The 24,630-nt window shown below is 43.2% G+C and carries 22 protein-coding genes, 4 tRNA genes and 4 pseudogenes; 12 read left to right on the top strand and 18 right to left on the bottom strand.

What is annotated here, in order from left to right:
• Window positions 1–31 precede the first annotated feature (31 nt).
• Together tcdA and mltA are read right to left on the bottom strand one after the other, a co-directional pair.
• A complete protein-coding gene (gene tcdA, locus CCS41_RS01180) occupies window positions 32–850 on the bottom strand; it encodes a tRNA cyclic N6-threonylcarbamoyladenosine(37) synthase TcdA (protein ID WP_072549963.1) in 819 nt (272 codons plus the stop codon).
• Window positions 850–1,929, bottom strand: a pseudogene (gene mltA / locus CCS41_RS01175) (murein transglycosylase A); the annotation flags it as partial. The gene tcdA and the pseudogene mltA, both read right to left, overlap by 1 nt.
• Before the next feature lie 207 nt (window positions 1,930–2,136).
• Between mltA and CCS41_RS01170 the strand changes: the two are divergent.
• The 12 genes and pseudogenes from CCS41_RS01170 to truB all read left to right on the top strand — a co-directional run bounded on the left by CCS41_RS01170 (window position 2,137) and on the right by truB (window position 12,151).
• Window positions 2,137–2,213, top strand: a tRNA-Met gene (locus CCS41_RS01170).
• 64 nt (window positions 2,214–2,277) lie between these two features.
• Window positions 2,278–2,354, top strand: a tRNA-Met gene (locus CCS41_RS01165).
• Window positions 2,355–2,773: 419 nt separating this feature from the next.
• On the top strand, window positions 2,774–3,619 hold the full coding sequence (folP, locus tag CCS41_RS01160; protein WP_072549964.1) for a dihydropteroate synthase: 846 nt from the start codon (window positions 2,774–2,776) through the stop codon (window positions 3,617–3,619).
• A gap of 8 nt (window positions 3,620–3,627) precedes the next feature.
• Window positions 3,628–4,971, top strand: a complete 1,344-nt coding sequence (gene glmM, locus CCS41_RS01155) for a phosphoglucosamine mutase (protein WP_072549965.1) — start codon at window positions 3,628–3,630, stop codon at window positions 4,969–4,971.
• 194 nt (window positions 4,972–5,165) lie between these two features.
• Window positions 5,166–5,492, top strand: a complete 327-nt coding sequence (gene secG / locus CCS41_RS01150; RefSeq protein ID WP_072549966.1) for a preprotein translocase subunit SecG — start codon at window positions 5,166–5,168, stop codon at window positions 5,490–5,492.
• A gap of 39 nt (window positions 5,493–5,531) precedes the next feature.
• Window positions 5,532–5,618 (top strand) — tRNA-Leu (locus CCS41_RS01145).
• Window positions 5,619–5,678: 60 nt separating this feature from the next.
• Window positions 5,679–5,755 (top strand) — tRNA-Met (locus CCS41_RS01140).
• A 260-nt stretch (window positions 5,756–6,015) separates the two neighbouring features.
• Window positions 6,016–6,471: a ribosome maturation factor RimP gene (rimP, locus tag CCS41_RS01135; RefSeq protein WP_162859943.1), complete on the top strand. Its 456-nt coding sequence runs from the start codon at window positions 6,016–6,018 to the stop codon at window positions 6,469–6,471.
• 21 nt (window positions 6,472–6,492) lie between these two features.
• A pseudogene (gene nusA, locus CCS41_RS01130) lies at window positions 6,493–8,018 on the top strand (transcription termination factor NusA).
• Between the two features lie 21 nt (window positions 8,019–8,039).
• Entirely contained in the window at window positions 8,040–10,640 is a 2,601-nt protein-coding gene (gene infB / locus CCS41_RS01125) for a translation initiation factor IF-2 (protein ID WP_072549969.1), read from the top strand.
• A 108-nt stretch (window positions 10,641–10,748) separates the two neighbouring features.
• Window positions 10,749–11,183, top strand: coding sequence for a 30S ribosome-binding factor RbfA (rbfA, locus tag CCS41_RS01120; RefSeq protein ID WP_072549970.1), 435 nt, complete (start codon window positions 10,749–10,751; stop codon window positions 11,181–11,183).
• Window positions 11,183–12,151 carry a tRNA pseudouridine(55) synthase TruB gene (gene truB / locus CCS41_RS01115; RefSeq protein WP_072549971.1) on the top strand — a complete coding sequence of 323 codons (969 nt, stop codon included), beginning with the start codon at window positions 11,183–11,185 and terminating at the stop codon, window positions 12,149–12,151. Before rbfA ends, truB begins: the two co-directional genes overlap by 1 nt.
• Window positions 12,152–12,243: 92 nt before the next feature.
• Here the strand turns inward: truB and yacG are convergent, their stop codons facing one another.
• The 16 genes and pseudogenes from yacG to mtr all read right to left on the bottom strand — a co-directional run bounded on the left by yacG (window position 12,244) and on the right by mtr (window position 24,508).
• A complete protein-coding gene (yacG, locus tag CCS41_RS01110) occupies window positions 12,244–12,435 on the bottom strand; it encodes a DNA gyrase inhibitor YacG (RefSeq protein WP_072549972.1) in 192 nt (63 codons plus the stop codon).
• Window positions 12,436–12,680: 245 nt separating this feature from the next.
• Window positions 12,681–13,433 (bottom strand): cell division protein ZapD, encoded by a 753-nt coding sequence (zapD, locus tag CCS41_RS01105; RefSeq protein ID WP_072549973.1) that lies wholly within the window; start codon window positions 13,431–13,433, stop codon window positions 12,681–12,683.
• 11 nt (window positions 13,434–13,444) lie between these two features.
• Window positions 13,445–14,050 (bottom strand): dephospho-CoA kinase, encoded by a 606-nt coding sequence (coaE, locus tag CCS41_RS01100; RefSeq protein ID WP_072549974.1) that lies wholly within the window; start codon window positions 14,048–14,050, stop codon window positions 13,445–13,447.
• A 23-nt stretch (window positions 14,051–14,073) separates the two neighbouring features.
• Window positions 14,074–14,412: a YegP family protein gene (locus CCS41_RS01095; RefSeq protein WP_072549975.1), complete on the bottom strand. Its 339-nt coding sequence runs from the start codon at window positions 14,410–14,412 to the stop codon at window positions 14,074–14,076.
• 224 nt (window positions 14,413–14,636) lie between these two features.
• Entirely contained in the window at window positions 14,637–15,551 is a 915-nt protein-coding gene (locus tag CCS41_RS01090) for an SPFH domain-containing protein (RefSeq protein WP_072549976.1), read from the bottom strand.
• Between the two features lie 214 nt (window positions 15,552–15,765).
• On the bottom strand, window positions 15,766–16,830 hold the full coding sequence (gene purK, locus CCS41_RS01085; RefSeq protein WP_072549977.1) for a 5-(carboxyamino)imidazole ribonucleotide synthase: 1,065 nt from the start codon (window positions 16,828–16,830) through the stop codon (window positions 15,766–15,768).
• Complete coding sequence (gene purE / locus CCS41_RS01080) at window positions 16,827–17,351, bottom strand: 5-(carboxyamino)imidazole ribonucleotide mutase (protein ID WP_072549978.1); 525 nt, start codon at window positions 17,349–17,351, stop codon at window positions 16,827–16,829. The genes purK and purE overlap by 4 nt, the downstream gene beginning before the upstream one ends.
• Before the next feature lie 234 nt (window positions 17,352–17,585).
• Complete coding sequence (locus tag CCS41_RS01075) at window positions 17,586–18,338, bottom strand: UDP-2,3-diacylglucosamine diphosphatase (RefSeq protein ID WP_072549979.1); 753 nt, start codon at window positions 18,336–18,338, stop codon at window positions 17,586–17,588.
• Between the two features lie 18 nt (window positions 18,339–18,356).
• A complete protein-coding gene (ppiB, locus tag CCS41_RS01070; RefSeq protein ID WP_072549980.1) occupies window positions 18,357–18,845 on the bottom strand; it encodes a peptidylprolyl isomerase B in 489 nt (162 codons plus the stop codon).
• 88 nt (window positions 18,846–18,933) lie between these two features.
• Entirely contained in the window at window positions 18,934–19,746 is an 813-nt protein-coding gene (gene yidA / locus CCS41_RS01065; protein WP_119797029.1) for a sugar-phosphatase, read from the bottom strand.
• A 431-nt stretch (window positions 19,747–20,177) separates the two neighbouring features.
• Window positions 20,178–20,360, bottom strand: a complete 183-nt coding sequence (locus CCS41_RS01060) for a site-specific integrase (protein ID WP_072549982.1) — start codon at window positions 20,358–20,360, stop codon at window positions 20,178–20,180.
• A 28-nt stretch (window positions 20,361–20,388) separates the two neighbouring features.
• Window positions 20,389–20,523, bottom strand: coding sequence for a hypothetical protein (locus CCS41_RS16995; RefSeq protein WP_275887666.1), 135 nt, complete (start codon window positions 20,521–20,523; stop codon window positions 20,389–20,391).
• A gap of 76 nt (window positions 20,524–20,599) precedes the next feature.
• Window positions 20,600–20,872, bottom strand: a complete 273-nt coding sequence (locus CCS41_RS17490; protein ID WP_072549984.1) for a hypothetical protein — start codon at window positions 20,870–20,872, stop codon at window positions 20,600–20,602.
• A gap of 237 nt (window positions 20,873–21,109) precedes the next feature.
• Window positions 21,110–22,225, bottom strand: coding sequence for a calcium-binding protein (locus CCS41_RS01045; protein WP_072549985.1), 1,116 nt, complete (start codon window positions 22,223–22,225; stop codon window positions 21,110–21,112).
• A 149-nt stretch (window positions 22,226–22,374) separates the two neighbouring features.
• Window positions 22,375–22,545: pseudogene (locus CCS41_RS01040) on the bottom strand (IS1 family transposase); the annotation flags it as partial.
• A 719-nt stretch (window positions 22,546–23,264) separates the two neighbouring features.
• Window positions 23,265–24,508 (bottom strand): annotated as a pseudogene (gene mtr, locus CCS41_RS01035) (tryptophan permease).
• Window positions 24,509–24,630: the final 122 nt, after the last annotated feature.

The following is a 24,630-nucleotide window of genomic DNA, read 5'->3' as shown; positions in this document are numbered from 1 at the left end:
CATCCTTTCATAGCATCCATCTTGAACGCTGTTATTTGGCCTCGGCCTCACGCATAGATTTAGCTATCATTTTTTTCAGAACATGGGCCACGGCAATAAAACCAAAAGTCGCCGTGACCATTGTACTCGCGCCCAGTTCTGTCGTACAGTCCATCCGTTTTGTCCCTGTGGCAGAGGGGCGGGAGGGGCATACACTACCATCTATTTGCGGATACATCAGTGGTTCACTAGAGGATACGCAATCAATTCGCAATTTACCTTTACTATTTTTTACTATATTGAAATTATATTTCAGTCTTTCCCGTAACTTAGCCGCAAGAGGATCCCGGATGGTTTTAGCCAAATCAACAACCATTATACGAGTAGGATCAATCTGTCCTCCGGCTCCTCCCGTTGTAACCACCGGAATTTTATAACGCCGACAATGCGCCAATAAAGCGGCCTTAGGACGAACGCTATCTATTGCGTCAATAACATAGCTAAAATTTCGATCCAAGATGTCGACTACATTATCTGGTGTAACAAAGTTGTAGATACAATGTACTTGGCATTTAGGATTAATAGCCAAAATACGTTGCTCCATAACCGCTGTTTTAACCTGCCCGATGTTTTGACGCAGAGCATGATTTTGGCGATTGGTGTTGGTAATACAAACATCATCCATATCTACCAAGGTGATGGTACCAATGCCAGTACGTGCCAATGCTTCAGCCGCCCATGATCCAACACCACCGATACCAATCACACAAACATGTACCCGTGAAAACAACGCTTGTGCCTGCTGGCCATACAGTCGTGCAATACCACCAAATCGATCTTGATCCACTTCATTATAAAATTGATCCGTCATTTCAATACCCAGACGCGACCATAATGATTATAGAAACCCGCTTCATGCGCTGCTTCATTACCTATCCCCTGATATATATCAAGATGATGCCCTTTGATAGCCCCACCAACATCCAGAGATACCATCAAACGCATTTGATATTTTCCAGTAAATTTTCCTTGCTGATCCAATAAGGGAATTTCTGCCAGCAATGTCGTTCCTGCTGGAATGAGAGAAGGATCGGAGGCTACCGAAGCCTGCGCAATTAAGGGGACAGCGCTGGCTCCTTTTACTGGGGCATCCATAATTGGTTGAAAAAAGACAAAAGAAGGATTCTGTATCAAGAGTTCCTTCAGTTCAGCTTCACTATGGGTTGCAGCCCAATGGCGAATTGCCTGTGTCGACATATCAGCTAGTGCGATTTCACCACTATCGGTTAACACCTTACCAATACTGCGATAGGTATAACCATTTTTACCGGCGAATGCAAAGAAGGTGAGTGGCTTACCATCACCAAAATCAACATAACCACTGCCTTGAACTTCCATAATAAAGTTATCGATCAGTGAATTCGTAAAGGCTATAGCCACATCATGCTTATCTAAGACACCAGCATAGATAGCCTGACGGTGAGGAAGCTTCTCTTTTCCCTTCGGTGGCATAGCGTACAGAGGGTAACGGAATTTACCTTGTGGCGTGCGCCGAGCCTCCACTATCGGGGTGTAGTAACCGGTAAATTGCACATTTCCGAAACCATCAACACCGGCCATCTGATAAGCATGCAAACCAAATTGACTTAGCCTGTGGCTATCCCCTCCAGACTCTAACCATTTTTGTACTGCATTAAATGTCTCCCTGTTACCGTTGTACAGACGTGGCGACGATTGATTAATCGCCGCAATCTGTTCAAGATAGCTTTTTACATTAACTGGCTTACCTTTCGCATTCGATTCTCTCACCCACGTCAGTGACTGACTTAGGCGCTGGTTTCCATATTGTTGCCCACGATCAGAGGGGTATGATTGGCATCCTGCCAATAGAAAAATAAATATGGAAATAACAAGCCTACTAAGTAAATATTTATGCGAATACCTGTTCATTATATATTGCCTATGCCTATAAGTCAGAGCAAGATAGCAAATGGCTATCAACAAAGGAATTGGGGAAACTAAAAAATTATGCGAATCTCATCGTAGAAGAAGAGAACAAAAAAGGGTAGAAACATCAAAAAAAAAATTTTTTATACAAATTAAATGGTAAAAGCACTTGCAACAGATCTGATCCAAGGTATAGTGCGCACATTCGAACGCGGGATGGAGCAGTTTGGTAGCTCGTCGGGCTCATAACCCGAAGGTCGTCGGTTCAAATCCGGCTCCCGCAACCAACAAGTATCACCGAAACCGGTGCTAATTTGCGATGTAACAGTAGTCATCAGTACATAACACGAACGCGGGATGGAGCAGTTTGGTAGCTCGTCGGGCTCATAACCCGAAGGTCGTCGGTTCAAATCCGGCTCCCGCAACCACTTGTGTCGTTGTGTTAATGAATCAATCAGCCAGAAGCTCCTAATCTCTGTCATCAAGATCTCATCGAAGCCTTTATCGTCAAAATCATGGCCTACTAATGTGATTGTTTAAAGCGACCAATCCCTGGCCACAGTCAATGTGCCCTAGTCTTCCTTTCCCACAGGAACTCAATAGATTTCTTGCGAAACCATGGTGAGTGCTGAGAAGTCGAGGCGCCTGGGGCCAGTGTAATACTGAGGATTGCGAGCACCACGTAACCCAGAATTTACGGCACGTGTTTGCAAGCACATAGTAGGTTTTGCAAAACGTCTAATGTATGAAATAACTTGTGTTGAATATTTGCACACGTAGATTCCGTAAAAATTTTAATGTATAAAACACCCTATTCCCGCATTTCCCCTCTATAAAGTGAAATCATATGCAGTTAACTGCCAGGAACTTGACCTTAGATCTTTGCCAACCACAAGTGATGGGTATTTTAAATGTAACACCAGACTCCTTTTCCGATGGTGGGCAGCACAATGACCTCGATAAAGCGTTAAAACATGCCCAAGCCATGATCACAGCAGGTGCAACACTGATTGATATTGGTGGTGAATCCACTCGCCCAGGGGCAAAATCAGTGAGTGAGCAAGAAGAACTTGATCGCGTTATCCCCGTCGTGGAACACCTGGCGCCCCTGGCAACCGATTTAAAAATTTGGCTGTCGGTTGATACCTATAAAGCACAAGTTATCACTGAAGCCGCTAAAGCCGGTGCTCATTTGATCAACGATGTGCGTGCACTACAAGGACTAGGTGCATTAGAGGCTGCTGCTTCAACCGATTTGCCCATTTGTCTAATGCATATGCAAGGGAATCCAAAACATATGCAACAATCACCGCACTATGAGGATCTACTGACCGAGATTGATGATTTTTTTCAGCAGCGTATTGATAGCTGTATTGCGGCAGGTATCGCAAAAAATAAATTATTACTCGATCCTGGCTTCGGTTTTGGCAAAACATTGGCGCATAATTACCGACTATTGACGCATTTAGAAAAATTTCATCATTTTAATTTGCCACTATTGGTAGGCATGTCACGGAAATCGATGGTTGGACAAATGCTACTCGGTGTTCCCCCGAAGCAGCGGGTCACCGGCAGCGTTGCCTGTGCAGTTATTGCGGCAATGTCGGGGGCTAAAATTATTAGAGTGCATGATGTGCAAGAAACCGTCGAAGCAATGTGTATTGTTAGAGCAGCACTTTCTGAGAAGGAATAAAATAAATTATGAGTAACCGTAAATACTTTGGTACAGATGGTATTCGTGGCAAAGTGGGTAACAAGCCGATTACACCTGACTTTGTATTGAAGCTCGGATGGGCGGCAGGGAAAGTACTGGCACGACAGCATGGCTCCCGTAAAATCATTATCGGCAAAGATACCCGTATTTCTGGTTACATGTTGGAATCCGCACTCGAGGCAGGTTTATCCGCTGCGGGGTTATCGGCGGCATTTACCGGTCCTATGCCCACACCCGCCGTGGCTTATCTAACCCGTACTTTCCGTGCCGAGGCCGGTATCGTGATTTCAGCTTCTCATAATCCTTTTGATGATAACGGCATTAAATTTTTTTCTATCGATGGCAAAAAATTACCTGATAACGTGGAAGCAGCCATTGAAACTGCAATGGAAGAGCCTCTTACCTGTGTTCCTTCTGCAGAGTTAGGTAAAGCCAGCCGGATCGTTGATGCGGCAGGACGTTATATCGAATTTTGTAAAGGGACTTTTCCTAGTGAACTCAGCTTGAATAACTTAACAATAGTCGTCGATTGCGCACATGGCGCAACCTACCACATTGCACCCAGTGTATTACGTGAGCTGGGCGCAACGGTTATTCCCATCGGCTGTGAACCTGATGGCATGAATATCAATGAAAAATGCGGTGCAACCGACACCCGTATGTTACAAAAGCAAGTTCGTGCTAAAAAAGCAGATGTCGGTTTGGCGTTTGATGGTGATGGTGATCGTTTGATAATGGTTGATAATTTGGGTAATAAGGTTGATGGTGACCAAATTATCTACATCATTGCTAATGAAGAATTGAATCAAGGACAATTGAAGGGAGGAGTCGTAGGTACCTTGATGAGTAATATGGGGCTAGAGCTGGCTCTTAAGCAACGGAGTATCCCCTTTACACGTGCAAAAGTTGGCGATCGTTATGTATTAAAAAAAATGCAAGAAAAGGGTTGGCGTATCGGTGCGGAAAATTCCGGTCATGTGATCTTGCTAGATAAAACGACTACGGGTGATGGTATTGTGGCAGGTTTACAAATACTTGCTGCTATGGTACGCAATAACAAAAGTTTGTATGACCTTTGCCGCGATATGCAATTATGGCCGCAGGTTTTGGTAAATGTACATTTCAGTGGAGATCATAACCCTCTAGAATCAGCAGAAGTTACCGAAATAACCCAACAAGTTGAAACTGAGTTAGCAGGACAGGGGCGTGTATTATTACGTAAGTCAGGCACAGAGCCATTAATTCGAATCATGGTTGAAGGTAATAAAGACGAAGAAACAATAAAATCTCTCGCCGACCGTATCACGAAAGTGGTAAAAACGGTGGGTTGATTGTTTTCGGTAAACGAAAAAAATGAGGAAACTGCCGCTAGAGAATGATAATGCAATTAAATAACATGACGTTTTTTTCTGCAAATAAACGTTAGCGATGAAATTGCTCTTGCGCGGATTAAACGCTTTGGTTAGTATTCGCACCGGTTTAAGTGGGTTAAATGCGGTAAACTCGCAATGATATGGGTACAACTATGTATGAGGCTCTTCTGGTATTTTTCCTGTTGATTGCGATGGGACTGGTCGCGCTTATCATGTTGCAACAAGGTAAAGGTGCGGATGTAGGTGCTTCATTCGGAGCAGGTGCTTCTGCGACTCTCTTCGGGTCTAATGGTTCCGGTAATTTTATGACCCGAATGACGGCTATATTGGCGACGCTGTTCTTCGTTGTCAGCCTGATATTGGGAAATATGAGCACTGAACAGCATCACAAGGGGAGTGAGTGGGAAAATCTGGGTCAGCCTGCCAAGAATGAGCAAGCGGATACGCCACCAAAACCAGGCAACGATATCCCACAGTGATCAATGTGATTGTGGTGAAGTTTTTCAAATCATGTCAGTACCGAGGTGGTGAAATTGGTAGACACGCTACCTTGAGGTGGTAGTGCCCAGCTGGGCTTACGGGTTCAAATCCCGTCCTCGGTACCAAGTCGTAGAGATAGCTTGCTTTTCCTCGGTTATCGACGTAGTATTTGCCACGTTTTCAAACGCGGGATGGAGCAGTTTGGTAGCTCGTCGGGCTCATAACCCGAAGGTCGTCGGTTCAAATCCGGCTCCCGCAACCATTTCTTTGAAATGTTTTTTTCAAATGCCCTATTCGACAACTTTCGCTTACAAGTTTGAAAAAAATTTTTGTCAGAAACATGATCGTGGATTTTTTGCTAAGCCATCGCTTGTCATGTGAGTCAACATGCAGGCTCGGGTGGATTGCAGTAGCTTATGAAAATGTATTATTGATAGTATGTAACGATTTATATCCATCTATTTTTGCGTTCTGTCGAACCACTGGGCTGTCAGGCCCTTTTTTTATGTCTTGGGGGTGGGCTTGTCCACATTTGAACAAAAATTAACAGAGATAATTTCAGCACCAGTCGAAGCTTTAGGTCACGAATTGGTTGGCATCGAATTCATCCGGGGACGTCAGTCGACGCTACGCATCTATATTGACAACAAGAAGGATGGCATCACCGTTGATGTTTGTGCTGATGTTAGCCACCAGGTCAGCGCAATATTAGATATTGAAGATCCTATTACTGTCGCTTACAACCTAGAGGTTTCATCCCCTGGTCTTGATCGCCCCTTGTTTAGGGCTGAACACTATACTTGCTATCTAGGGAAAAAAATCAGTTTGGTGTTACGTATGGCAATGCAAAACCGTCGTAAATGGCAGGGTATCATCAAAACCGTTGAAGGAGAAATGATCACGGTTACTGTGGATGGAAAAGATGAAGTGTTCGCACTAAGCAATATCCAAAAAGCGAACCTGGTACCCCATTTTTAAAATTTGGACGAGGCAACGAGGATGAACAAAGAGGTTCTGGCTGTTGTAGAAGCAGTTTCCAATGAGAAAGCCCTTCCAGCCGAGAAGGTGTTTGAAGCATTAGAAACAGCTCTAGCGACAGCGACCAAAAAAAAATATGAACAAGAAATTGACGTGCGCATTGAAATCGATCGTAAAACAGGCGACTTCGATACTTTCCGTCGTTGGAAAGTTGTTCGTGAAGTGACCATGCCAACCCGAGAGATCACGCTAGAAGCCGCGCAATATGAAGATCCGACTATCCAGCAGGATGATTACATCGAAGAGCAAATTGAGTCTGTCGCTTTTGATCGTATCACCACCCAAACGGCCAAGCAGGTTATTGTACAAAAAATGCGCGAAGCTGAGCGAGCGATGATAGCGGAACAATATCGTAAAGATTTAAGTACAATTGTGACTGCTGTCGTTAAAAAGGTGGGTCATGACAACATTACCCTGGAACTCGTCAAAAATGGCAACAACGCTGAAGCTGTTATCTGTCGTGAAGATAAGTTACCACGTGAGAACATCCGTCCTGGCGACCGTATTCGTGGTGTCCTGTATGATATCCGCCCTGAAGCACGTGGCCCTCAGCTGTTCGTTAGCCGCTCACGCCCTGAAATGTTGATTGAACTGTTCCGTATTGAAGTGCCAGAAATTGGTGAAGGAATAATCGAAATTAAGGCAGCTGCCCGTGAGCCAGCTTCCCGCGCTAAAATCGCTGTGAAAACTAAAGATAAACGTATCGATCCTGTGGGTGCCTGTGTTGGTATGCGCGGGCCCGTGTTCAGGTTGTCTCCAAAGAGCTATGTGGTGAGCGTATTGATGTCGTTTTGTGGGATGATGAGTTTACCAAGTTTGTCGTTAATGCCATGGCACCAGCCGATGTCGAATCAATTGTGGTCGATGAAGACAAACATACCATAGACGTAGCGGTTAAAGCTGATAATCTGGCACAAGCGATTGGTCGTAATGGCCAGAACGTACGTTTGGCTACAGCTCTCATAAATTACGGAAAAGACGAAAACGCTCCCAAATGGGTATTAGATGTCATAACGGAGGATAAGCTTAAAGCAAAAAACTACGCCGAAACCCATGCCACTATGAGTATTTTTACCAAATATCTTGATGTAGATGAACAGTTCGCCACTATTTTAGTCGAAGAAGGTTTTTCTTCTTTGGAAGAATTGGCCTACGTGCAGATGAAAGAGTTGCTGGCAATCGATGATTTTGACAAAGATATGGTTGAGAAACTGCGCGAACGCGCTAAAGCTGCCTTAACCACGCTGGCTCTGACACAAGAAGAAAGTCTTGGCGACCATAAACCCGCTGACGACTTGTTAAATTTGACCGGTCTAAAACGTGATATGGCATTCAAACTAGCCGCAGTTGGTGTGTGTACGCTAGAAGAACTTGCCGAGCAGGGTATCAGCGATTTAGCAGGTATTAAAGGGCTTAGCGATGAGAAAGCCGGTGAGCTGATTATGGCTGCCCGTAATATCTGTTGGTTTAGCGATGATGCGAAATAAACCGTAGCAGGAAAAAACAGCATGACAGATGTAACCATAAAATCACTGGCGACAGAGATTCAGACCCCGGTTGAACGTTTGGTCGCACACTTTGCGGCGGCAGGGATCAACAAATCTGAAACAGACTCTGTTACTCAGCAAGAGAAAGAAACATTGTTGGCGTATTTAAAACGTGAACACGGTAGTGCACCGAATAAACTCACTCTGCAACGTAAGATACGTAGCACTTTAAGCATTCCGAGCACCGGTGGAAAAAATAAATCGGTGCAAATTGAAGTTCGTAAAAAACGCACTTATATCAATACGTCAGAGACAGAACCTGTTAAGGCGGAAGAACAAACAAAATCTGTAACGGAGATCGAAGCGCAGAAAGTTACTGAAGGAAAAGCTAAGCAAGCAATGGAAAAAGAGAAATTGACACGTCAAGCCTCTTCTAGCAAGAAAAATAACCCCGTGCAGAGCGAAAAAGCGCGTCGTGAGATCGAGGCTGCTGAATTAAAACGCTCTGTCGAACAAGAAACATACCGTAAGGTCGAAGAAAACGCGAAACATGTTGCTGAAGAAGCTCGTAAAATGGCGGCAGAGAATGAAGGTAAATGGTCAGAACCCGTAGATGATCAGGCTGAATCTGCTGATTATCACGTGACAACCTCACAACATGCGCGGGCAGCGGAAGATGAAAACGACGCTAAAGTTGAAGGCGATCGCCGTAGTCGTAGCCGGAGTGGTAAGGCGGCAAAACAGAAAAAAGGCAATAAGCTTTTTGAATCTAAAGCCGACCGGGAAGAGGCTCGCGCTGTGGGTCGTAAAAATAAACGCAAGCCAAGCACTTTACAACAGGGTTTCAATAGGCCGGTTGTTGCCGTTAACCGCGACGTAATCATTGGTGAAACATTATCAGTTGCCGAACTGGCGAACAAAATGGCGGTTAAAGGTTCTCAGGTCATAAAAGTAATGATGAAACTGGGAGCTATGGCGACAATCAACCAGATTATCGATCAGGAAACGGCACAGTTGGTTGCTGAGGAAATGGGTCACAAAGTTATCCTACGCCGCGAAAATGAGCTCGAAGAAGCGCTCATGAGTGATCGTGATACCGGAGTCGCTGCGGAATCACGAGCACCGGTGGTGACCATAATGGGGCATGTTGATCATGGTAAGACCTCGCTACTAGATTCCATTCGTTCGACTAAAGTTGCGGCAGGAGAAGCCGGCGGTATCACGCAGCATATTGGTGCTTATCACGTTGAAATTGAGAACGGTATGGTGACTTTCCTGGATACCCCTGGACATGCAGCCTTTACCTCGATGCGTGCCCGTGGTGCTAAGGCTACCGATATTGTTGTGTTGGTTGTAGCAGCTGATGATGGTGTCATGCCACAAACTATTGAGGCCATCCAACATGCTAAAGCTGCACAAGTACCCGTTGTGGTTGCGGTTAACAAAATAGACAAACCGGAGGCTGATCCTGAACGTGTTAAAACAGAATTATCTCAGCACGGCATCCAGCCGGAAGAGTGGGGAGGTGATTGCCAGTTTATCCACGTGTCGGCAAAAGCCGGTACCGGTATTGATGAACTGCTAAATGCAATTCTTCTGCAAGCTGAAGTACTGGAATTAAACGCAATCCACAGTGGTATGGCAAGTGGTGTGGTCATTGAATCCTTCCTAGATAAAGGTCGTGGACCCGTTGCCACTGTATTGGTACAAGAAGGCACCTTAAATAAAGGCGATATCGTACTCTGCGGTTTTGAGTATGGTCGTATACGCGCCATGCGTGACGAACTGGGGCGCGCGATCCTCTCTGCAGGACCTTCTATCCCGGTAGAGATCCTCGGATTATCGAGTGTTCCTGCCGCCGGTGATGAAGTAACAGTAGTACGTGATGAGAAAAAAGCGCGTGAAGTGGCCTTATATCGACAAGGCAAATTCCGTGAGGTTAAGCTAGCACGTCAGCAAAAATCAAAACTGGAAAACATGTTTACTAACATGACTGAAGGCGAGATTTCAGAACTGAATATCGTACTAAAATCTGATGTACAGGGTTCTTGCGAAGCTATCTGTGACGCTCTAAAGCAGCTGTCTACTGATGAAGTAAAAGTGAAAATTGTGGGATCTGGTGTTGGAGGTATCACCGAGACTGATGCAACCTTGGCAGCCGCTTCTAATGCCATCATCATTGGCTTTAATGTGCGAGCCGATGCATCAGCACGTCGAGTGATAGACAGCGAGAGTCTGGATCTACGTTATTATTCCGTTATCTATAGTTTGATTGATGAAATCAAACAGGCAATGAGCGGAATGCTAGCACCGGAATATAAACAACAAATTATTGGTCTGGCAGAAGTTCGTGATGTCTTTAAATCACCGAAATTTGGCGCTATTGCAGGTTGCATGGTAACAGAAGGTATGATCAAGCGCAGTAGCCCAATCCGTGTTTTACGTAACAATGTTGTTATCTACGAAGGCGAGCTGGAATCTTTACGCCGTTTCAAAGATGATGTCAACGAAGTCCGTAATGGTATGGAATGTGGTATCGGTGTTAAAAATTATAATGATGTGTGTGCTGGCGATATGATCGAAGTATTCGAAACTATCGAAATTAAACGCACCATCGCCTAACAGCCTCAGAGTTACTTATAATAGACCTCTTGTGAAAGCTGCACGCTTTCACAAGAGGTCTATTATTTGGGGTATTTTTTCCCCTTTCATCTTGTTTGGAGAGCCCGAATGGCAAAAGAATTTAGCCGTGCTCAACGTGTTGCTCAAGAGCTACAAAAAGAGATTGCCATCATTTTGCAACGTGAAATCAAAGATCCACGGATAGGCATGGTAACAGTTTCAAGTGTTGAAGTTTCTCGTGATCTCGTTTACGCCAAAGTATTTGTCACTTTTTTGAATATGTTAACTGAAAACGCTGATCCCAAAACGGTCACTAACGGTATCACAGTCTTACAAGATGCTTCTGGTTATATCCGTAGCTTATTGGGAAAGGCAATGCGTTTGCGTGTGGTGCCCGAGCTCACCTTTGCTTATGACAGCTCCTTGGTGGAAGGGATGCGAATATCTAATCTCGTTACCGATGTCGTCAAAAAGGATGCCGAACGGCGCGACCATCAACATCATAACGGCGAACGCCACAACGATGGTAGCGAGGAAACATAATGGGACGCCCACGTCGCCGCGGCCGTGATATTAACGGTATTTTGTTGTTAGACAAACCCGCAAAACTCTCTTCAAATGATGTTTTGCAAAAAGTTAAACGCATTTTTGCTGCCAACCGTGTAGGCCACACCGGAGCGTTAGATCCATTAGCAACAGGTATGCTGCCTCTTTGCTTCGGTGAAGCAACCAAATTTTCCCAATTTCTGCTCAATTCAGATAAACGCTACCGTGTGGTTGCACGTTTGGGGCAGCGAACGGATACGTCGGATGCGGAAGGCCTCGTGATCACTGAAAGGAAGCCGATCTTTACACAGATTCAGTTGGAGGAAGCACTGCAACGTTTCCTGGGTGACAGTTTACAGATACCCTCGATGTATTCAGCGTTAAAATATCAGGGGAAACCGTTGTACCAATACGCTCGACAAGGAATTGAAATAGAACGTGAGGCACGTACTATCACCGTCTTTGATCTGCAACTTATTCGTAGAGAGGAGTATAGTCTAGAACTGGAAATCCATTGTTCTAAAGGCACCTACATTCGCACCATTATTGATGATTTGGGCGAATTATTGGGATGTGGCGCCCATGTAAGTCAATTACGCCGTTTGCAGGTCGCTACGTATCCATACCAACGTATGGTGACTTTAGAACAATTGAGCATGCTTATTGAATCAGAAAAAATTGAATCGACACAAACTGAATTAGCCGGACAGTATTCACCGTATCAGGCATTGGATACATTATTATTACCCATGGAGAGTGCAGTATTGCATTTTCCTGAAGTCAATTTACTGCCAATTGTTGCTGCTTATGTAAAACAAGGTCAGCCCGTCCAGGCCTCTACTGCTCCCTCTGCTGGTATGGTACGCATCACTGAAGGTACAGAGCATCATTTCATTGGTATTGGCATCATTGATGACAATGGTCGTGTCGCACCAAAGCGTTTAATTGTTGAGCGTACAGACTGATTTTTTCCCTGAAGGAAGAGGCCTTATGGCACATTGACTAAAGAAAAGTTCTGTATAAGCGCGCTCGGATGATCGATGGCACTCATCCAGCTTCAGCGTTGATCTTCATCACTTTCTGAAACTTTTTCTTGGCTGGGAATATATTTTTCTCCGCTAGCCCACTCACCTAGATCAATGAGCCGGCAACGTTCACTGCAAAAAGGTCGATAGGGACTTCTTCCTTTATGCCAGCTAACGATTTTATCGCAAGTCGGGCAATGAACTTGTATCTCATTTAACACCATTTTGTCTCCTAAAAATTCATTGAATTCGTTCGAAATCTTTTGTGATTGCTGATATAACCTGTTACAAACCACATGTGTTGCAAGCTACATACTGCAAATTCTGCATTACCTGGCGCTTGCAATCCTCATGTACTTGCAGTTACAGAGAGCCGTCTTGACTTCGCATAAAAAATACGGTTCTGCAAGAAGTCTCTTTTATCGTCTACAGACAGATCGAGATAATCTGAACAAAAATAATACACTAACTAACAGCAAGCTAACTCGAAGCCGAAGTATTCCGGAATTATACCCTTTTCACTATCTAAGGGTAAAAAACGAATGGAATATCGAGTTTTATAACCTGAAACCTGTGGATAAAGTTGATATTGTAAAGGAATACGCAAGCGCAGCAGATCAGCGTTATAAGCATTCCCCTGAAAAAATCCATTCTGGCTTTCTTCAGCGTGCAGCACACCAGACTGGCGAATTAAATCTAATATCATGGTCACGGCTTGAGATAGCGGAATCAATGAATTGATTAAATTATCGATATATTGACTTTGTTGTTCTAGAGGTAAATGCAGCCACAGATGTAACATAGGTAAATCAAAGCTGCAACAGCCACAGGGAATACCCAGCCGCTGACGAACCATATTGACTAAACGATCCTCTTTCAACGATTTGCCAATACGTAGTGTAGACATCAGAACCTCAGCGCAGTCTTTTAACTGGTCACGCAGTGAGTTAATTAAAGTAGTATCGACATTGGGTGCCCCTACCCATTGCGCCAATTTTTTTTGCTGACGTTCCAACTCTTTTAGCAGCTCAGTACGTGCTTCACTTCGCTCAAGGACATCAATCAAATCTGACGCAGTACGGAAAAAAATTAATGCGCTGGCAATATTATTTAAATTTTTTTGGCCTGTTAATTGTTGTAATAAAAATTCAATACGGAGCCATGTACGCATCCTTTCATTTAGCGGATATTCAAAAAATCTGGTTGAGGTAAAGTCGCTCATTAATGAGGCTCCTATTGGAACACTGCCGCTAACTCTAAATATTGTTTATGTAAAAAGGTGACACTTTGAATGATGGTCGCAGGCTCACCACTATTGTCAACAACGTCATCAGCACAGGCCAGACGCTGTTCACGCGAAGCCTGTGAGGCTAAAATTTGTTCTGCTTGTTGATAAGTTATGCCATCTCTCACTATTGCCCTGGCCAATTGTATTTCTGGAGTAACATCAACCAACAACATTCGATTGGCTTTACCACATAAACCATTTTCGACGAACAAGGGGACAACCCAAAGTACGTAGGGTCCTTTAGCTGAGGCAATTCTGAGTTCTGTCTCTTGCCGGATAAGGGGATGTAACAACGAATTCAACCATTTTTTTTCCCGTTGCTCACTGAATATTTTTTGCCGCAATACCGCTCGGTTCAGGGAGCCGTCAGAGAGCAGTATATGATATCCATAGCGAGCAACAATTTTACTCAAGGCGGTAGTACCCGATTCGACCACTTGACGCGCGATAATATCAGCATCCACCAAAGGAACACCCAACCTGGCAAAAACATTAGCGACAGTGCTCTTCCCACTGCAAATCCCACCGGTGAGAGCCACAATATAGGTCATTGTGCCGCCTTGCAGATTGTATTCTACGATACCCGATCGCGAATGTCGGTTGTCTTACCATTATTCATGACAGAAGCAATGCCCTTCTGTACTGAATCTATGGATTTATAGGATTCACTAACGCCGATGATTTGATGATTTTTAGCTTTCAATACAAAATAGGGCTCCTCTCTAACATTACGTTTCTGCTCATATTGTTCACTGCCAGAGGAGTTAATTTGTACAGAGGCAATACCATTCAACGCCGAAGCCTTACTGCGATACATCTCACTAGTAAGGATAACCTCGCCATTACCGGCTTTCAGATTGAAGTAAAACTGCCCATCTTTCGCTTTTTTAATTTCATAGTAGCCGTTTGCCATAATACTGTTCCTTTCTCGTTGGCTAAATACCTCTAACCAGTTTAGTCAAAGTTAATAATTTTGCCGCTATTGAATATCGATCCTTACGCAAATCAAATTCCACAATTTGAGTATAAAGTAAATGAAACCAAAAGGCAGAGGTCAGCCTGCCCAAGATAGCCAAAATTGTATTTCACTCACGACGACTTCAAATAGGCTCCAAAACACGAGAAAGTAGCGCGGCTTTATTTTCCTCGGTGATTTTTACTCTCGGCAATCAGTTCACTGATACCACCAATGGCTCCCATTAGATTACTGGCTTCCAGTGGCATCATAATCACCTTACTATTATTGGCGGAACCAATATGTTGCAAAGCATCAGTATATTTTTGTGCTACAAAGTAATTAATGGCTTGTATATCACCGGCAGCGATAGCTTCAGATACCATTTTAGTGGCTCGTGCTTCTGCTTCTGCCGCTCGTTCCCGGGCTTCCGCCTGTAAAAATGCTGATTGACGTTCTCCCTCCGCTTTTAAGATCTGTGACTGTTTTTCACCCTCAGCACGTAAAATTGCAGCTTGTCGTACACCTTCAGCCTCCAAAATATCGGCTCGCTTGGTTCGCTCTGCTTTCATTTGTGCATTCATCGCCGAAATGAGTTCAGTCGGTGGGCGGACATCACGGATCTCAATACGGGTAATTTTGATACCCCAAGGATTGGTGGCTTCATCGACAATATGAAGTAAACGACTATTAATATTATCGCGTTGAGATAGCATTTCATCCAGCTCCATAGAGCCTAATACCGTACGAAAGTTTGTCATGGTCAAATTAACGATCGCCAACTCCAGATTACTGACTTCATAAGCCGCCTTTACCGGATCAATAACTTGAATAAAGCAAACGGCATCAATAGCAACATTGGCATTATCGCGGGAGATAACTTCTTGAGAAGGAATATCCAGTACTTGTTCCATCATATTGATTTTTCGACCAATACGATCTATAAATGGGACAACAATATTTAAACCAGGCATCAACGTTTTGGTATAACGACCAAATCGTTCTACCGTCCACTGATAGCCTTGTGGCACAATCTTAACAGAGCCGAACATCACGATCAGGGCGATGGCAATAAGAATTGGAATAGCAGTCAACATATTTAGCGTCCTGTCAAAATAGATAGATTTCCTTCCATACTACGTGACAGGTAGTGAAATACCTAACAAAATGCCGTTGACAGAACCAAACGGTGATAAAAATTGCAAATTACTTCGCATTACTCACTAAAATCAACATAACAATGCACAGAACTGATGACGATATTTAGCAGTCAAGTGTATCGTTGGGCTTTAGTCACGATCCTGGCGCAGATCATAATTTTTGTATCGCCCAGCTTAAACTGCGCTGATATTCATTTGGTAATAATGGAGCCAGTTTTGTCAGTACACCAGATAGCCGTTTGACGTCAGGGTCTGTCAGATTCAAGTGACCTAATTTACGGCCTGCCCGCACTTCTTTTTCATACCAGTGTAAATGTACCAGTGGCAGTGATGACCATGCAGGGTTAATGGGAATACCGATCAAATTAACCATCACCGATGGGCTATTGACTACCAGTTTTGGTAATGGCAAATCGAGAATCGCCCGTAAATGCAATTCGAACTGGCTGATAGACGCCCCGTTCTGTGTCCAATGACCGCTGTTGTGGACACGGGGAGCTAATTCGTTAATCAATAGGTTATCACCGTCGATAAAACATTCCATTGCCATCACACCGATATAATTCAGTTTTTCCATAATCGTCGATAACATGGTTTCGGCTTTTTGTTGCAGCTTCTCATTCAACTGAGGGCGGACAACACTAATACGTAAAATGCCTTCTTCATGTAGATTATCGGTCAATGGATAGAACACCAACTTCCCCTTACTACTACGGGCACCAATTAATGACACCTCAGCGGAGAAATTTATCCCTTGTTCAACAATGGACTCACCATAGACATCTTGCGGCAGCGAGCATTGTTCACCCTGACGCAAACGCCACTGACCACGGCCGTCGTAACCACCGACCCGGCGTTTAATAATGACGAATTGGCTAAAAGTGGTAAATATTTCTGCACACTGCTCAGCATTTTCCAACAACAGCCAAGGTGCTGTCGCTAAGCCAAGATCATCCAGTAATTTTTTTTGCCTCATGCGATCAGCTAAGCATGGAAAGATATCACGGTTAACAAACGTCTCTTGCTCTGCCAGTTTTTTGGTTAAAGCCGTTTCCGGCCAACGTTCAATTTCAGCAGTGATGATGCTTTCCTGGTAGGGTACTGTCTCTGGTTTAGCATCCAGACCAACAGGATAGACTGCGATTCCCAAAGGTTCACCAGCCTGGCGCAGCATACGCCCCAGCTGACCGTTACCGAGAACACAAACCGGTTTCATGCGTTTTTCCTCGGAGTTGCATTATTGAGCACTTCCTCAGTTTGCGTTTTACGCCATAAGGTAAGGCGTTCTGCTATAGATTTATCATGCAGCGCTAAAATTTGTGCCGCCAATAATGCAGCATTAGCGGCCCCTGCTTCGCCAATAGCCAGAGTTCCTACAGGAACACCTCGCGGCATCTGCACAATCGAATAAAGACTATCCATACCGTTCAATACCGTGCTTGGTAGTGGAACACCTAATACTGGCACAAGCGTTTTTGCTGCCAACATACCCGGCAGATGAGCCGCACCACCAGCCCCAGCTATAATCACATGTAGACCTGCTTCTTTGGCTTTTTCGGCAAAACTAAATAATCTGTCCGGTGTGCGGTGTGCGGAGACAATTTCAACATAAAATGGGATCTCCAACTCAGTAAGTAAACCAGCAGAGCATTGCATCGTAGACCAGTCACTTTTGGATCCCATGACAATGGCAACTTTAACCCCGGCTGGATAAGCCGAGTTGAGATTGGCTAGCATGAATATAAGGCTCCTGTTGTTTTTGGGGTTTATAAATGTACTGGTGTCGACCAGAACCGGTGTGTTAAGAACCTGTTCGAAATCCCTTGTGCTCGTTGATATTTCGTCAAAAACGCGCTCAAAATGCTCAGTTACTCCCTAGTTTGTTGTATACAAAAGTAAACTGCGCTTTTTTGCCCATTTTTTCCTCTTCTAGCACAGCGAAAAAGATTTGGAACAGGCTCTTAGGGTTTCTTATAGTGGAAACGGGATCAGTTCAACCGTTTCCGCCGTGACTTCGATCATTGAACCTTGCTCGTGCCACGCGCCTAATACTGCTCGATGAGCCACCATCTTAGGTAAATTGGTCGTAGATAAATCGGTTTTCGGTAGTTCAACGGAGTGGATTGCTGGACGATGGGTATGCCCGTGGATCATCCAATCGACATGATTACGTTGTAATGTATCAATAACGGCCTGCTGATTCACGTCCATAATAGTTTCCGATTTGCCCGTATTACTTTGTTGGCTGTGCTGGCGTAACTTCGCGGCAATATGCAGACGTATACCCAACGGCAACCATAGAAACAGCTTCTGAATTAGCGGACTCTGTACTTTACGACGAAAACGTTGATAGTCAATATCGTCAGTGCAAAGTGTATCTCCATGTAAAAGCAGAATTTTACGACCGTATAGGGTAACGACTTTTTCTTGAGCTAACAAAGTCATCCCACTTTCTTTAGCGAAATCCTTTCCAAGTAAGAAATCACGATTCCCATGGATAAAATAGCAGGGAATACCTTGTTGTTGCAGAGATCCGAGCGCGCTGGCAACTTGTCGGTAAAGTGGGTTAGGATCATCATCACCAATCCAGGCTTCGAAAAGATCGCCCAAAATATACAGGCTATCAGCATAAATAGCTTCAGACTGTAAAAAACGCATAAAACCGGCGGTAATCGCCGGTTGTTGAACACTGAGGTGCAAATCTGCAATAAAAAGCGTTTTCATCCTCGCAACAGTTATGCGCTAGACGGTCACGTTTTTAATGATGACGTCTTCTTCGGGTACATCCTGATGCATACCTCTATCACCAGTTTTTACACTTTTGATTTTATCCACTACGTCCAGGCCTTCAGTGACTTCTGCAAAGACACAGTAGCCCCAACCACCAGCATTCTCTGAACGGAAATTCAGAAAGTCATTATCAACAACGTTGATAAAAAATTGAGAGCTAGCCGAATGTGGATCGTTAGTACGAGCCATTGCCAAGGTACCACGGGCATTTTTCAGGCCATTATTGGCTTCATTTTTGATTGAAGTCCCAGTGGGTTTCTCTGCCATACCCGGTTCGAAGCCACCGCCCTGGATCATAAAACCATCAATAACACGGTGAAAAATAGTGCCATTATAAAACCCTTGACGGCAATATGTAAGGAAATTTTCCACGGTAGTCGATGCTTCGCCACCGAAAGTGTTAATAACAATATCGCCGTGATTAGTATGAAGAGTAACCATAATAATATTCCTACAATATAATAAAAGTGCCATCAAAAAATAAGGCGGCCCTTATATCATATCTAGATAGTTGAGTCAGTATAGGATTTTAATTTAAAGCATACTTCTCAATTGCATAGGCTACACCATCCTCAGCATTGCTAAGGGTGATATGCTGAGCAATCTTTTTCAATTCGGGAATAGCATTTCCCATCGCAATACCGATACCCGCATACTCGATCATCGCAGCATCATTAGCCTGATCACCCAATGCCATGACATCTTCTTGGGCAATCCCTAAATATTCTGCCAACACTTGTACACCAAGACCTTTATTCGCTCCTTTATGCAGGATTTCGAGGAAGTGATCTGCGCTTTTCATGAGAGTAAAACGCTCAGATACTTCTGCAGGAATACGAGCGATCGCTCTATCTAACAATTCAGGTTCATCAACCATCATAACTTTTGGAAAACGTGAGCGAGTATCCATGTCGTTAACACTGCAATATTTCAATGGGATACCCGTCAGCGATACTTCATGAACCGTATATTTGCTGATGTCCGTATTTGCGGTATATAAAGAGTTAAAATCAACAGCATGAAAATGGACACCTAATTCGCGCGCTAATCCTTCAAAATAGAGATAATCTTCAAAACTCAGCGTCTCCTGCGAGATACACTCGCCGGTAGCTGGTTTTTGTACCAGTGCACCATTGCTAGTAACGCAATAATTATGGCCATTATTCATCTCCAATTCACACAGATGTTTTTGCACACCAATATAGGATCGCCCTGTAGCCAACACGACATAAATACCTTTTTGTTGTGCTTTTTTTATCGCCTGTTTTACTGCGGGAGTAATTGTATGATGTGGATCCAGCAAGGTTCCATCCATATCAATTGCAATCAACTTAATAGCCATAATGCCCTCCTTGATTTAGCCAACTAACCGCTATTACTAAAAACAGCTCTCTTGTAAAACCTACTGAGGAGCGCTTGAACTTGCTTTACGTGCGATCCTAATGATTCGTATATCAGGATCACCTTGCTTCGTATGCCTCGACAGTGCCTATCTCACTAAGCTTTATAGTGGGCTCAATTTATATTAATTTAATTACACACCGATAAGCAAGTTAACATAACCTATTCATGTTTAGCTGAATAAAAGTTCTCATCCCGATAGGTTATTTAATTTCAGAATCTATAGTAGACATAGTATAAGTATTTTGTTTATGATAAAAATCAATGGATTAAAAACAAAAAGTCACAATCGATCGAAATTAGGCCAAAATGCCAGTGGATTATCTCATACCTTAACGTTTTACTCGATAACCAAAAAAATCATAGTTTGTATCAAATTTCGTCCCACTCACTTCCTCTGCTGTCGTGGTATTTGTTCGTCATGGCAGAGGGTTTGTGTCCCAGTAATTTTTGTACAAAATCCTTATCTCTGGCTTCACTATACAGCCTCGCTGATATACCCCCCTCGCCTTTCAAATTACGGAGACGTTGGCTGCTCGCACTCATCCCTGTCATGTACTACCTGTACACTCCTGGGTTCCGATTAATTGCCGCCTTGCCGTAACTCGAAATTCATTGGGTATAAACTTCGGATTTCGTGGAATGAAGGCGACGTTCCTTGCCATTTCATCCGTTGGATATCCCCTACCCGCTGACTCGTAAGTAAGGCCAAGTCCATGCTTAAACCTATCCCACGGCTGCCTTTTGTTTTCTGCCTCTCTGATCACAATAAATTCTTCCAGAGATATACCCATTCAACTTGAAGGTACGGCGTCAATGTCAACATAAGCACAGATATCCATGACGCAGGTGTAAGTTGTGCTCTCAATATGTTTTTCAAGTAATGAAGAATTATCCACGCTCAACTTACTATACGAGCCGCCATTTTTAGGCTTTAATTTTTCGTCTGAGAGCCAATCCGTTACAGGTTGCCTCACTGTTTTTTCATGAATACGTAATGCTTGGGCAATCGCTTTGTTATTCCAGCCTTCGTATTCGTATCCTGGATGGTTAAAAAAGTGGAGCACAAAAATCGACTATTCCAAACTCACTCTCTGCCCAGCCAGTAGATGCGGTAGTTACATTTCCTTCTTCCATCTTTTTCTCACTATCAGACACAATCATCGGTTTTGGTGATTTTTTCCAGCCGAGATTATCCTATAGCGGCGAGATTTAATTTTGATTGCCTAACGGATACATTGAGGAGTAAATATACGGAGTAACTTATATTTGTGTGCTAATCAAAATTAAATTGCATAGCTATATCATGGGTTTGATGTGGCTATCCACAAGCTGTTAATATGTGTTTGTAAGTTGATATTACCTGCTGCTGATATACTCTCTGAAGAAGTAAAAGTAGACATTGCCTCAACCATTCGATCAATATTATCACCAGCTAGCTGATACCTCTCGACGCTTATCATTTCAATTTTATTTTTTGGATTATCGTAATAGCCTAGAACCGTTACTGTGTCACCTGAATTTGCGCCATTGACTTGTATCCGCAAGTTATCGCCGTCTTTTTTCAACCATAATGTTTCTCTGGTAATCTCCCTGGACGTGAACACCAAGCTGTCGGTGCCGCCATCCTCTAGGATGCTGTCATGGCCATCTCCACGAGCAAATAGGTAAATATCGTCGCCTACTCCTCCTACCATAATGTCGTTGCCAGCATTACCTACCAATGTATCGTTACCTGTTTCACCACAGAGAACATCATGTCCAGTACCACCAACCAACCGATCATTGCCAGCCCCTCCAAACAGTGCATTATTGCCTGACCAGGCCAGAAGCATATCATTGCCATCATCGCCATGCAGAGTATTACTCCCCCCACTTTTATCAATAATTGTATCATGGCCTGGCCCTGCATGTAGGCTGATACCCGTTGTAGCGGTGGTGTTGTGTAATATCAGGTTATTATCACCATTATTAATTTGGCGTTGCATCAGCAACACGTGATCCTCTGCGTCAACGACGAGATCATAAAGCCTACTATTTTCGTCCATTATTGACAGATGGCGGTAACGCTCATGAGCCATAAAATTGAGGAGGCGTATTCTGGGATACTGTTCTGGTGAACTGCGGTGACTAAATATTATATCGTCACCTTGCTTGTGTAGGTGTATTTGCTCAATCGGGAATTGCAATTGCAAAGTATCCTGTGCGAATGCCACGGACAAATCATCCAAAGGCGTATTACCATCATTGTTGATAATAATTTCTATACCTGTATTTCCTTCTTTGTTGATAATGTAATTATCTCGTCCGCGTTTTCCGGTAAGTACTACGTTATTTCTTTGAGCCTGCTGTCGCTGATTATTTCTAGCATCTTCTTCCAACGTTGTTGCTACTGCGCTTAGGTTGTTTGCAGTGGTCATATTGATATCCTTGAATAAAACATTTTCTAATTTTTCTTAGAGTCTATTTGAAATCTTTTTGGAAGACGCTCAGGCGCGGAAAAAACGGCAGGGATGACAGGTTCAAACGGCTTTTCCTTCGGTCATGTATTCAATAAGTTGTCCAGGTATCACAAATAGTATTCCCTCTCAATGAATATCCCAATAACCTTATCGTGAATTTTTTCGGATTTTGAGTATCCTCTTGTTTTACGATTCAATCGCTTAAGTCGCGTTTTCAGTGTTAAATTCTCTCTTTCTCTCCTTTGTGTATAAAGCTTGCTGACGATATGAATAGTTCTTTGTATATCTCCGTTCATTACCCATAGCTCACCTCAAGTTTAAAAATAGGCTATCATCGTGAAAAAAAGCTTTTTAATATGCAGCACAGCGTGGTGTATAACAATCATCAATGATTGTTATAGGTGCAACAAAAGGCATTATCACAAGAGATGTCCAGGGCGGCGTTTGAGCAAGTGTTTGGCCGTAAGTTTCTAGTCTTTAGTTTATTGGTACGAATGATTGAGTATCCTGAAGATAAATACCACGTGATTAATTGGTACATCTCATCGACTGATATGTACAACTCAGCTTACTGTGCACCTTGATTTCAGGTAATGAACAGTCTTTTCACAACAGACAGGTCGAAATAAATAGGCAACGTATTGATCAATAATGACTGAAAAGTGGTGTTCTGTCGTATTTTTCTGCCTATTATATAAGCAAAATATAATTCATCTTTTTATTTTCTACACTTTATTTTTTAATAATATCCTCCATTGGAAATATATCTGCGCGATTTAATTTTGATTGCCTAACGGACACATTGAGGAGTAAATCTACGGAGTTGATCATATTTGTGTGCTAATCAAAATTAAATTGTGCAGATATAATATAAGTCAATTGTGAAATTTACATTAACATTTAATATATGTTAATAAAAACCCAGATTACATCACACAGGTCATATTATTTACTGTGTGTGATTAACGAACTATTTTTGAGTGTCGTGTAATGTTAGCTATTGATAAATTGGTAACAGACTCAATGAAGTAGCAATATGAATGACGGCATTAGTGAAACCAAAAATAATAATAAAACCAATTACAGTCTTACCACCTGGTACTTTATAACCCATTAATGGAAAACGACGGCGACTGGCATGAACCATAAGTGCCGGGACGATCACCGCCCAGATAGTAGCCGCCAAACCGGCAAAACCAATCGCATATAAAAAACCATTAGGAAATAACAAAGCACCTAACGTAGGAGGTACAAAAGTCAACAGTGCGGTTTTAACTCTCCCCATACCATGGTCAGCAAATTTAAAAAAATCAGCCAAGTAATCAAATAAGCCGAGTGATACCCCAAAAATGAGCTTGCCAGTGCCATATAGGAAAAAGCATTCAACAACTGTTTGGTCATCGAGCTACCAGAAATGACATCCATCCTCTCGAGTAAGCTACCGATATTTCCTCCGTCGGCGATGATCTGCTTAAAGGTTTCACGAACTATATTGCCTTGAATCACATACTGCCACAGAATATAAATCATCAAAGCGATCAACGTGCCGAAAAACAGGCTGAACACCACCGCTCGACTGTCTTTTCGATAATATTTTACTAATCCGGGGACATTGCCGTGATAGCCGAAAGAGGTTAATAAATAAGGTAAAGCAGCCAGTGCATACGGTGAATAGCTAGCGCTATGATCGTTTTGGTTCAATAACACCCCAATTTTAACATGAGCAAACATATCACTGACTGATAAAACAAAACTAATTAGCATCCCAACGATTAAAATAGTGCTTAAACGGTCAACTGCACGGGTAGATAACCAAACAATAAAGGCTACGATCAAGGCAAAAATAAGACCAGCTTCTGTCTGGTTAACACCGATTACTTTGCCAAGCGTGTGGGTGATAATGGAACCACCCGCAGAAATATAGGCGTACGTCAAAATATAGAGTACGAAGGTGATAGACAATCCGTTGATTGAACTCCACATTTTGCCTAACAGATCCCGTACCATAGTATGAAAGCTAGCGCCTATTGGGTAGTTAAGATTCACTTCCAGGATCATCAAGCCGGAAATAAACATACATGCCCAAGTGTAAATTAGCAGCAGTACGGCACCACTAAACCACACACCCGAGGTGACAATAGGAATCGAAAACATACCGGCGCCGACAGCAGTACCGGCGACAATCATTGCACCGCCAAGAATGGATGGCCGCAGCGAAGACGAGGACGCAATCATTGACATGTGTAGCTCCTAAACACTGTTTTTACGATGATTTCAATTTTAGATAAGCTCTAATGTAAACGAGGCTTTTGTACTATCTAGATAGTACATGGGTGACGGATCCGTGTAAAGAACTTGCTATC

This window comes from Candidatus Fukatsuia symbiotica, assembly GCF_003122425.1.
GTDB lineage: Bacteria > Pseudomonadota > Gammaproteobacteria > Enterobacterales > Enterobacteriaceae > Fukatsuia > Fukatsuia symbiotica.
The sequence above is the reverse complement of the archived record's forward strand: the minus strand, read 5'-3'. Positions and strand labels throughout refer to the sequence as shown.

What these genes read in the sequence shown, in the direction of transcription:
- CCS41_RS01075 (WP_072549979.1), bottom strand. Translation starts at nt 18,338, where the DNA reads ATGAAAACGCTTTTTATTGCAGATTTGCACCTCAGTGTTCAACAACCG.
- ppiB (WP_072549980.1), bottom strand. Translation starts at nt 18,845, where the DNA reads ATGGTTACTCTTCATACTAATCACGGCGATATTGTTATTAACACTTTC.
- secG (WP_072549966.1), top strand. Translation starts at nt 5,166, where the DNA reads ATGTATGAGGCTCTTCTGGTATTTTTCCTGTTGATTGCGATGGGACTG.
- CCS41_RS01060 (WP_072549982.1), bottom strand. Translation starts at nt 20,360, where the DNA reads ATGACAGGGATGAGTGCGAGCAGCCAACGTCTCCGTAATTTGAAAGGC.
- coaE (WP_072549974.1), bottom strand. Translation starts at nt 14,050, where the DNA reads ATGACCTATATTGTGGCTCTCACCGGTGGGATTTGCAGTGGGAAGAGC.
- tcdA (WP_072549963.1), bottom strand. Translation starts at nt 850, where the DNA reads ATGACGGATCAATTTTATAATGAAGTGGATCAAGATCGATTTGGTGGT.
- glmM (WP_072549965.1), top strand. Translation starts at nt 3,628, where the DNA reads ATGAGTAACCGTAAATACTTTGGTACAGATGGTATTCGTGGCAAAGTG.
- CCS41_RS01090 (WP_072549976.1), bottom strand. Translation starts at nt 15,551, where the DNA reads ATGTTGACTGCTATTCCAATTCTTATTGCCATCGCCCTGATCGTGATG.
- yidA (WP_119797029.1), bottom strand. Translation starts at nt 19,746, where the DNA reads ATGGCTATTAAGTTGATTGCAATTGATATGGATGGAACCTTGCTGGAT.
- CCS41_RS16995 (WP_275887666.1), bottom strand. Translation starts at nt 20,523, where the DNA reads ATGGACTTGGCCTTACTTACGAGTCAGCGGGTAGGGGATATCCAACGG.
- CCS41_RS01045 (WP_072549985.1), bottom strand. Translation starts at nt 22,225, where the DNA reads ATGACCACTGCAAACAACCTAAGCGCAGTAGCAACAACGTTGGAAGAA.
- yacG (WP_072549972.1), bottom strand. Translation starts at nt 12,435, where the DNA reads ATGGTGTTAAATGAGATACAAGTTCATTGCCCGACTTGCGATAAAATC.
- folP (WP_072549964.1), top strand. Translation starts at nt 2,774, where the DNA reads ATGCAGTTAACTGCCAGGAACTTGACCTTAGATCTTTGCCAACCACAA.
- zapD (WP_072549973.1), bottom strand. Translation starts at nt 13,433, where the DNA reads ATGAGCGACTTTACCTCAACCAGATTTTTTGAATATCCGCTAAATGAA.
- purE (WP_072549978.1), bottom strand. Translation starts at nt 17,351, where the DNA reads ATGCTAGCCAATCTCAACTCGGCTTATCCAGCCGGGGTTAAAGTTGCC.
- CCS41_RS01095 (WP_072549975.1), bottom strand. Translation starts at nt 14,412, where the DNA reads ATGGCAAACGGCTACTATGAAATTAAAAAAGCGAAAGATGGGCAGTTT.
- rbfA (WP_072549970.1), top strand. Translation starts at nt 10,749, where the DNA reads ATGGCAAAAGAATTTAGCCGTGCTCAACGTGTTGCTCAAGAGCTACAA.
- truB (WP_072549971.1), top strand. Translation starts at nt 11,183, where the DNA reads ATGGGACGCCCACGTCGCCGCGGCCGTGATATTAACGGTATTTTGTTG.
- infB (WP_072549969.1), top strand. Translation starts at nt 8,040, where the DNA reads ATGACAGATGTAACCATAAAATCACTGGCGACAGAGATTCAGACCCCG.
- purK (WP_072549977.1), bottom strand. Translation starts at nt 16,830, where the DNA reads ATGAAACCGGTTTGTGTTCTCGGTAACGGTCAGCTGGGGCGTATGCTG.